This is a genomic window from Acidovorax sp. FJL06, assembly GCF_003852545.1.
Taxonomy (GTDB): domain Bacteria; phylum Pseudomonadota; class Gammaproteobacteria; order Burkholderiales; family Burkholderiaceae_C; genus Acidovorax.
The window spans coordinates 1-7,005 of sequence record NZ_QAJR01000001.1 but is presented as its reverse complement, the minus strand read 5'-3'; the positions used below and the strand labels follow the sequence as shown (position 1 = coordinate 7,005).

The following is a 7,005-nucleotide window of genomic DNA, read 5'->3' as shown; positions in this document are numbered from 1 at the left end:
TGCGCACTGGCCGGAACGGCGCGGGGTACTTCCGAGCCATCCGCGAGAGTCTAGATCACTGGGATATGCGCACTGGCCGGAACACGAAGCGGGCGTTTGGAATGCCGAGTTTCAGTCTAGATCACTGGGATATGCGCACTGGCCGGAACAGCTATTGCAGTGGGGACGGTGATCGTCGCAGTCTAGATCACTGGGATATGCGCACTGGCCGGAACCTGCACGCGCCGCCAGAAGTCGCGCTCGTAAGTCTAGATCACTGGGATATGCGCACTGGCCGGAACCACGGAAACGCTCTCGGGCAGCAGCCCCGCAGTCTAGATCACTGGGATATGCGCACTGGCCGGAACCAATCGCCTTCTTGGCACGAACTACCAGCAGTCTAGATCACTGGGATATGCGCACTGGCCGGAACCTGCTCCGGGCGCTCTGCCAGGTCTCGTTGAGTCTAGATCACTGGGATATGCGCACTGGCCGGAACTGAATGGGCATCTCAGTGATGCGACCCCGAAGTCTAGATCACTGGGATATGCGCACTGGCCGGAACGTAGTGCTCGCGCAGGTAGTCGTTTTCTTCAGTCTAGATCACTGGGATATGCGCACTGGCCGGAACCCAACGCTTCCACAAGCGCCCTCATTGCGCAGTCTAGATCACTGGGATATGCGCACTGGCCGGAACATAGATGCGGTCCCAGCGCTGTTTGCCTTGAGTCTAGATCACTGGGATATGCGCACTGGCCGGAACGCTACAGCCGAAGGCACATGACATGATCCCCACGGACTATTTGTCCGCTGTCATCCCACCCGCACTCTCAGCCATCTCAAGCTGCATCATCACCATGTTGACCAGCGTGTGCACCGATGGCCGCCCGGTCTCGATCACGTAGTGGGCGGTTTCGCGGTACAGGTGGTCGCGCTGGGCGTAGAGGTCGCGCAGCTTGTCCATGGGGTTGCCGCCTTGCAGCAGGGGGCGGGTCTTGTCGTGTTTGACGCGCTTGAAGATTTCTTCGGGCGAGGCGCGCAGGTAGAGCACGTTGCCGAATTGGCGCAGGACTTCGCGGTTCTCGGGGCGCAGCACGGCGCCGCCGCCGGTGGACAGGACCATGCCGCCGGGCTGGCGGGCCACGTCGGCCAGCACCTGGGCTTCAAGGTCACGGAAGCGGGCTTCACCCTCGGCTTCGAAGAAGCTGCGGATGGTGGTGCCCAGGGTCTGTTCCAGCCGGTGGTCCAGGTCGATGAAGGGCACGCCCGCGCGGTGGGCCAGTTGCCGGCCGACGGTGGATTTGCCCGAGCCGGGCATGCCGACCAGTGCGCAGCGAATCTGCATAGGTTCAAAAAAGAGGTCTGGGGGACGACGGGCCTGCGCACTGCGGATGGAGCTGTGTTGCATGCCGTGACTGGGCGTTGAGTGTAAGCCGGGGCCTGTGGGGGTCTGTGGGGCCTCTGGCGCCCGCCGCAGCAGGGCGCTGTGTTCCGAGGGGCGGGTCTGTCAGATCGATTCGCATTCCAAACGACCCACCCGTTCACGCTGAGGTCGTCGAAGCGTTGCGCTGGGCTTCGACAGGCTCAGCCCGAACGGGTGGGGTTGGGGTGGATGGGGCCTGAACGTTGATCACAATGCCGCGTACACCAGCGCCGGGTACAGCTCACACAGATACCGCAGCTGGCCGGGCGCCTGGGTGAGCAGGATGGCGAACAGGTCCTCGTCGGGGTCCACAAAGAAGCAGGTGCCGCCCAGGCCGCTCCAGCTGTAGTGCCCGGCCGAGCCGGGGCGGGTGGCCTGGCCGGTGGCGGTGCGCACGGCCACGCCCAGGCCAAAGCCGTAACCGGTGGGCAGGATGTCGCCCGCCACCGGCAGGGTGCCCAGGTGGTCAGCGGTCATGAAGTCCACCGTGGCGCGGCCCAGCAGGCGCACGGGGCCGTGGGGCCCGGGGGCGGTGCCCCGGCCCAGCATGAGCTGCAGAAACCGCGCGTAGTCGCTGGCGGTGGAGACCAGGCCGCCGCCGGCCGACTCGAACGCGGGCGGGGCGGTCACGTCGATCAGCGGCATGCCGAGCCCGGTCTGCGGGTCGCGCGCAAAGGCTTCGGCCAGGCGGTGCTGTTGCGCGGCGGGCACGGCAAAGCCGGTGTCGTGCATGCCCAGCGGGCCGAACACGCGGCGCTGCAGGATCGCGCCCAGGCGCTCGCCTTCGATCACCTCCAGCACCGCGCCCAGCACGTCGGTGGCGCGGCTGTATTCCCAGCAGGCGCCGGGTGGGTGCACCAGGGGTAGGGGGCCCAGCGCGGCGGCCAGCTCGGCATTGCTGTGGCGGCGCGAGCCGATGCGCGCGGTGCGGTAGGCATCCGGCACCGTGCCGGCCTCCCAGGCGTAGCTCAGGCCGGCGGTGTGGCGCAGCAGGTCGTGCACGGTGGCTTCGCGTTGCACGGGGGCGGTGGTGCCAGTGGCTGCGTCGTACACACGCTGGCCCGCAAACGCGGGCAGGTAGTGCGCCACGGGGTGTGACAGTAGCAGGCGGCCTTCTTCCATGAGCATCATCGCCACCAGCGAGGCGATGGGCTTGGTCATGGAGTAGATGCGGAACACCGTGTCGGGCGCCATGGCGGGCACTGCCGAGTCGGCGCTGGGCGGGCGCTGGTGGCCCACGGCCGTGTGCAGCACGGTGTGGCCCCGGTGGTGCACCAGGGCCACGGCGCCGGGCAGCAGGCCCTGGTCCACATGGGTTTGCAGCACGGAGCGCAGGCGGGCGAGGGCGGTGGGGTGCATGGGGTGGGGCAATGAAATTTTTGAAGTTTTTTGGCCGCTTGCGCTCTACAGTCAAGCGCTAAAAGCTATAAAAATAGTAGCGTTTGCATGAGTTGCCATGCGCAGCCGCTCAGGCCGCAGCCCCGGGCGCACGACTGCGCTCCTGCTCCTGCAGCTCGCGCCACTGCACCTTGCCCGTGCCGGACTTGGGCAGGCGCTCCACCAGCTGCACGATGCGCGGGCTTTTGTAGGCGGCCATGTGCTCGTGGCTCCAGTCGATGATCTCTTGCTCAGTGGTCTGGCCCTTGAAGGCGTCGCGCAGCACGACCAGGGCCTTCACCGTCTCGCCCCGGCGCTCGTCGTGCGCGGCGATCACGCACACCTCCTGGATCGCAGGGTGGGCGTACATCATGGCCTCGACCTCGGCGGGCCAGACCTTGAAGCCCGAGGCGTTGATCATGCGCTTGAGCCGGTCCACCATGAAGAAATAGCCGTCTTCGTCCACCTGGGCCAGATCGCCCGTGCGCAGAAAGCGCTTGCCGTCCAGCGTGATAAAGCTGTCGGCCGAGGCCTGCGGGTTGTTCCAGTAGCCTTGCATCACCTGCGGGCCATGCACCACGATCTCGCCGATCTCGCCCGGGGGCAGCTCGGCGAAGGTGGCCGGGTCCACCACGCGCGCATCCACGTCGAACACGGGGATGCCCAGGCACTGCGGCTTGGGGCGGTGCGGCGGGTTGATGTGGGTGGCGGCCATGGTTTCGGACATGCCGTAGCCCTCCACATAGTCGAGCCCGGTCAGGTCTTTCAGGCGCTGCGCCACGGCCTTGGGCATGGCGGCGCCGCCACCGCGGATGGCCTGCAGGCTACTGATGTCGTAGTCACCAATGCGCGGGTTGGCCAGAAAGTCCACCACCATGGTCGAGATGGCCTGCCAGATGCTGATGCGGTAGCGCTGCATGAGCTGCGCGGCCGCGTCGCGGTCCCAGCGCGGCAGCACCACCACGGTGGCGCCCACAAACAGCGGTCCGTTCATGCTGCCCGACATGCCGGTGACGTGGAACAGCGGCAGCACCGTGAGGTAGGTCGAGTCCTGCGTGCGCGCAAACCACTGCGCGCCGCCCACCAGCGTGCTCATGGCGCTGCGGTGGGTGTGCATGCAGCCCTTGGGGTGGCCCGTGGTGCCCGAGGTGTAGGGCATCACGCACAGGTCGTCCGGCCCGGTGGTAAGAGGGCCGGGCACGCGCTGCTGCGCCAGCATGTCGCTCCACAGCGTGACGCCCGGGGCATCAATGGCCTGGCGCGGCGCGCTGACGAAGGCGGGCACGGGCAGATCGGTGGGCACCTGCAGGTAGTCGCTGTAGGCGGCCACGATGAGGTGCTGGAGTTTGCCCTCAGCACATTCACCGCCTGCTGCATCCACCAGCGGCTGGGCCTGCGCATGCAGGTCCTGCGGCACAAAGGCCACGGTGGCGCCGCTGTCGTGCACATAGTGGCGCAGCTCGTCGGTCAGGTTCATGGGGTTCACCGGCACCACCACCGCATTGGCGCGCAGGATGCCGTAGAACGCCAGAATCCACTGCGGGCTGTTCTGCATGTACAGCAGCACCCGGTCGCCCGCCTTCACGCCACACACCTGCTGCAAAAAGCCCGCGATGTGCTCGGCCTGCTGCTGGAACTGCCGGAAGGTCACCAGCGTGTCGTAGAACACCAGAAAGGGCTTGTCCGGAAAGCGCGCGGCCGACACCTCGGCGTTGTGGAACAGGTGGGTCTGCGGCAGCGTGAGGTGGCGGGGCAGACCGGGCGGCCAGTGCGCCAGGTGGCGGTCGGACATGGGGAGGGTTCCTCGGGTTCGTTCACACCTTCTCAGGCGTCGTCGGTCGGGCGGGGCGGGGCGCCCGCTGCCGCCGTCATTCTCATCATGCGCGTTTCAGGTGGCGGGCCAGTTCGTCCTTGGCGATGGCGTTGCGGTGCACCTCGTCGGGGCCGTCGGCAAACCGCAGGGTGCGGGCCTGGGCGTAGGCCGCTGCCAGCGGGAAGTCGTCGCTCACGCCGCCGCCGCCATGCACCTGCATCGCCCAGTCGATCACCTGGCAGGCCATGCTGGGCGCGGCCACCTTGATCATCGCGATCTCCTTGCGCGCCACCTTGTTGCCCACCGTGTCCATCATCTGCGCGGCGTTGAGCACCAGAAAGCGTGCCTGGTCGATCAGGATGCGCGCATTGGCAATGCGCTCGCGCGTCACGCCCTGGTCGGCCACGGGCCGGTGGAAGGCCACGCGGCCCAGGGCGCGTTGGCACATCAGCTCGAGTGCGCGCTCGGCCACGCCGATGAGGCGCATGCAGTGGTGGATGCGCCCCGGCCCCAGGCGGCCCTGGGCGATCTCGAAACCGCGCCCCTCGCCCAGCAGGATGTTGGACACCGGCACGCGCACGTTGACAAAACTCACCTCGCCGTGGCCGTGGGGCGCGTGGTCGTAGCCGAACACGGGCAGGGCGCGCTCCATGGTCACGCCGGGCGTGTCCATGGGCACGAGGACCATCGACTGCTGCTGGTGCCGGTTGGCATGGTCGGGGTCGGTCTTGCCCATGAAGATCAGGATCTTGCAGCGCGGGTCGGGCGCGCCCGAGGTCCACCACTTGCGGCCGTTGATCACGTAGTGGTCGCCATCGCGCACGATGCGGGCTTCGATGTTGGTGGCATCCGACGAGGCCACGCCAGGCTCCGTCATGGCAAAGGCCGAGCGGATGGTGCCGTCGAGCAGCGGCAGCAGCCAGCGCTGTTGCTGCTCGGGCGTGGCGTAGCGCGCCAGCGTCTCCATGTTGCCGGTGTCGGGTGCCGAGCAGTTGAACGCCTCGGGTGCGATGTGCGAGCGGCCCATGATCTCGCACAGGGGCGCGTATTCGAGGTTGGTCAGGCCCGCGCCCAGGTTGGATTCGGGCAGGAACAGGTTCCACAGGTCGGCCGCGCGGGCCTTGGCCTTGAGGTCTTCCATCACCCGGGTGGGCTGCCAGGGGTTGCCGGCCTTGCGGTGGGCGGCCACCTCGTGGTGGTACACCGATTCGGCGGGGTAGATGTGTTCTTCCATGAACGCCGTCAGGCGCTGCTGCAGGGCTATGACTTTGGGGGTGTAGGTGAAATCCATGGCGAATCCTTGGCAGTGAGATCGGGTGGGGTCAGATCAGGCTGGCGCCGCCATCGACCACGATGGACTCGCCCGTGATGTGGCGCGAGGCGTTAGACGCCAGGAACACCACCGCGCCCTTGAGGTCCTCTTCACCGCCAATGCGGCGCAGGGGTGTGCGCTCGATCATGGCGGGGCCCAGTTTTTCGATGAGGCCGCTGGCCATCTTGCTCGGGAAGAAGCCGGGGCAGATCGCGTTGACGCGGATGCCGTAGTGCCCCCATTCGGATGCCAGCGTGCGCGCAAAGTGCAGGGCGGCGGCCTTGGAGGTGTTGTAGGCAATGGTGTTCATGCCCGGGGGCGTGCCCTTGAGCGCAGCCACCGAGGCCGTGACGATGATCGAGCCCTTGCCGCGCGGAATCATGCAGCGCTTGCCCACTTCGCGCGACAGGAAGAACGGTGCGCTCACGTTCAGGTCCATCACCTTGTGCCAGGCGGCGTCGGGGTAGTCCTCGGCCTTGGCGCCCCAGGTGGCGCCCGCGTTGTTCACGAGGATGTCGATGGTGCCGAAGCGTTCGACCACCTGGTCCACCAGGCCGGGGATGTCTTCGGTTTTCTGCAGGTCGTTGACCACGGTCAGCACCTCGTAGCCCAGGGCTTCCAGGTGGCTTTTGGCCTCGGCCAGTTCATCGGCTTTGCGCGCCGTGATGGCGAGTTTGGCTCCCATCTCGCCCAGGGCCTCGGCCATCTGCAGGCCCAGGCCGCGTGAGCCGCCGGTGACCAGGGCGACCTGGCCGGTGAGATCGAAGAGTTGCTTGACGCTCATGGGAATCGCTTTCGTGAAGGGGAAGAGAGAAGAAAGAGTGGGTTGCCGCGCGCCGCCGGGGGCTGCTGTTCTGCTGCGGGGAACGAAAAGGAGGGTGCGGAGGTGCGTGGCGCGGTGACGGTGCAAGGGCTGCCTGGCGCGCCGCGGTGGCGGTGTTCAGGCATCAGAACCTGTTCAAGATCTTTTCGGGGATCGCATTGGAGTGCAATCGGGATGAGTGGATGCTTCGGATGCGCCGCATGGGCTCGTGCCCATGCAAGCCGCCGGGGCGTCCAATCGCCCGATTTCACTCCAACCCTTCGGCCAAGTGCCTTGCC

At 66.9% G+C, this 7,005-nt stretch carries 5 protein-coding genes and 1 CRISPR repeat array; all 5 genes read right to left on the bottom strand.

All coding sequences use genetic code 11. The features are described 5' to 3' along the window. Positions 1-47: 47 nt before the first annotated feature. Positions 48-742: direct repeats of the CRISPR family, unit length 36 nt; unit sequence AGTCTAGATCACTGGGATATGCGCACTGGCCGGAAC. Positions 743-778: 36 nt separating this feature from the next. The 5 genes from DBV10_RS00030 to DBV10_RS00010 all read right to left on the bottom strand — a co-directional run bounded on the left by DBV10_RS00030 (position 779) and on the right by DBV10_RS00010 (position 6,688). Continuing rightward, positions 779-1,324, bottom strand: a complete 546-nt coding sequence (locus tag DBV10_RS00030; RefSeq protein WP_124509376.1) for a shikimate kinase — start codon at positions 1,322-1,324, stop codon at positions 779-781. Between the two features lie 285 nt (positions 1,325-1,609). Beyond that, a complete protein-coding gene (locus tag DBV10_RS00025) occupies positions 1,610-2,761 on the bottom strand; it encodes a serine hydrolase (protein ID WP_124509374.1) in 1,152 nt (383 codons plus the stop codon). 109 nt (positions 2,762-2,870) lie between these two features. After that, positions 2,871-4,571, bottom strand: coding sequence for a long-chain fatty acid--CoA ligase (locus DBV10_RS00020; RefSeq protein WP_124509372.1), 1,701 nt, complete (start codon positions 4,569-4,571; stop codon positions 2,871-2,873). A gap of 85 nt (positions 4,572-4,656) precedes the next feature. Continuing rightward, entirely contained in the window at positions 4,657-5,883 is a 1,227-nt protein-coding gene (locus DBV10_RS00015; RefSeq protein WP_124509370.1) for an acyl-CoA dehydrogenase family protein, read from the bottom strand. 31 nt (positions 5,884-5,914) lie between these two features. Next, positions 5,915-6,688 carry an SDR family oxidoreductase gene (locus tag DBV10_RS00010; protein ID WP_124509368.1) on the bottom strand — a complete coding sequence of 258 codons (774 nt, stop codon included), beginning with the start codon at positions 6,686-6,688 and terminating at the stop codon, positions 5,915-5,917. Positions 6,689-7,005 lie beyond the last annotated feature (317 nt).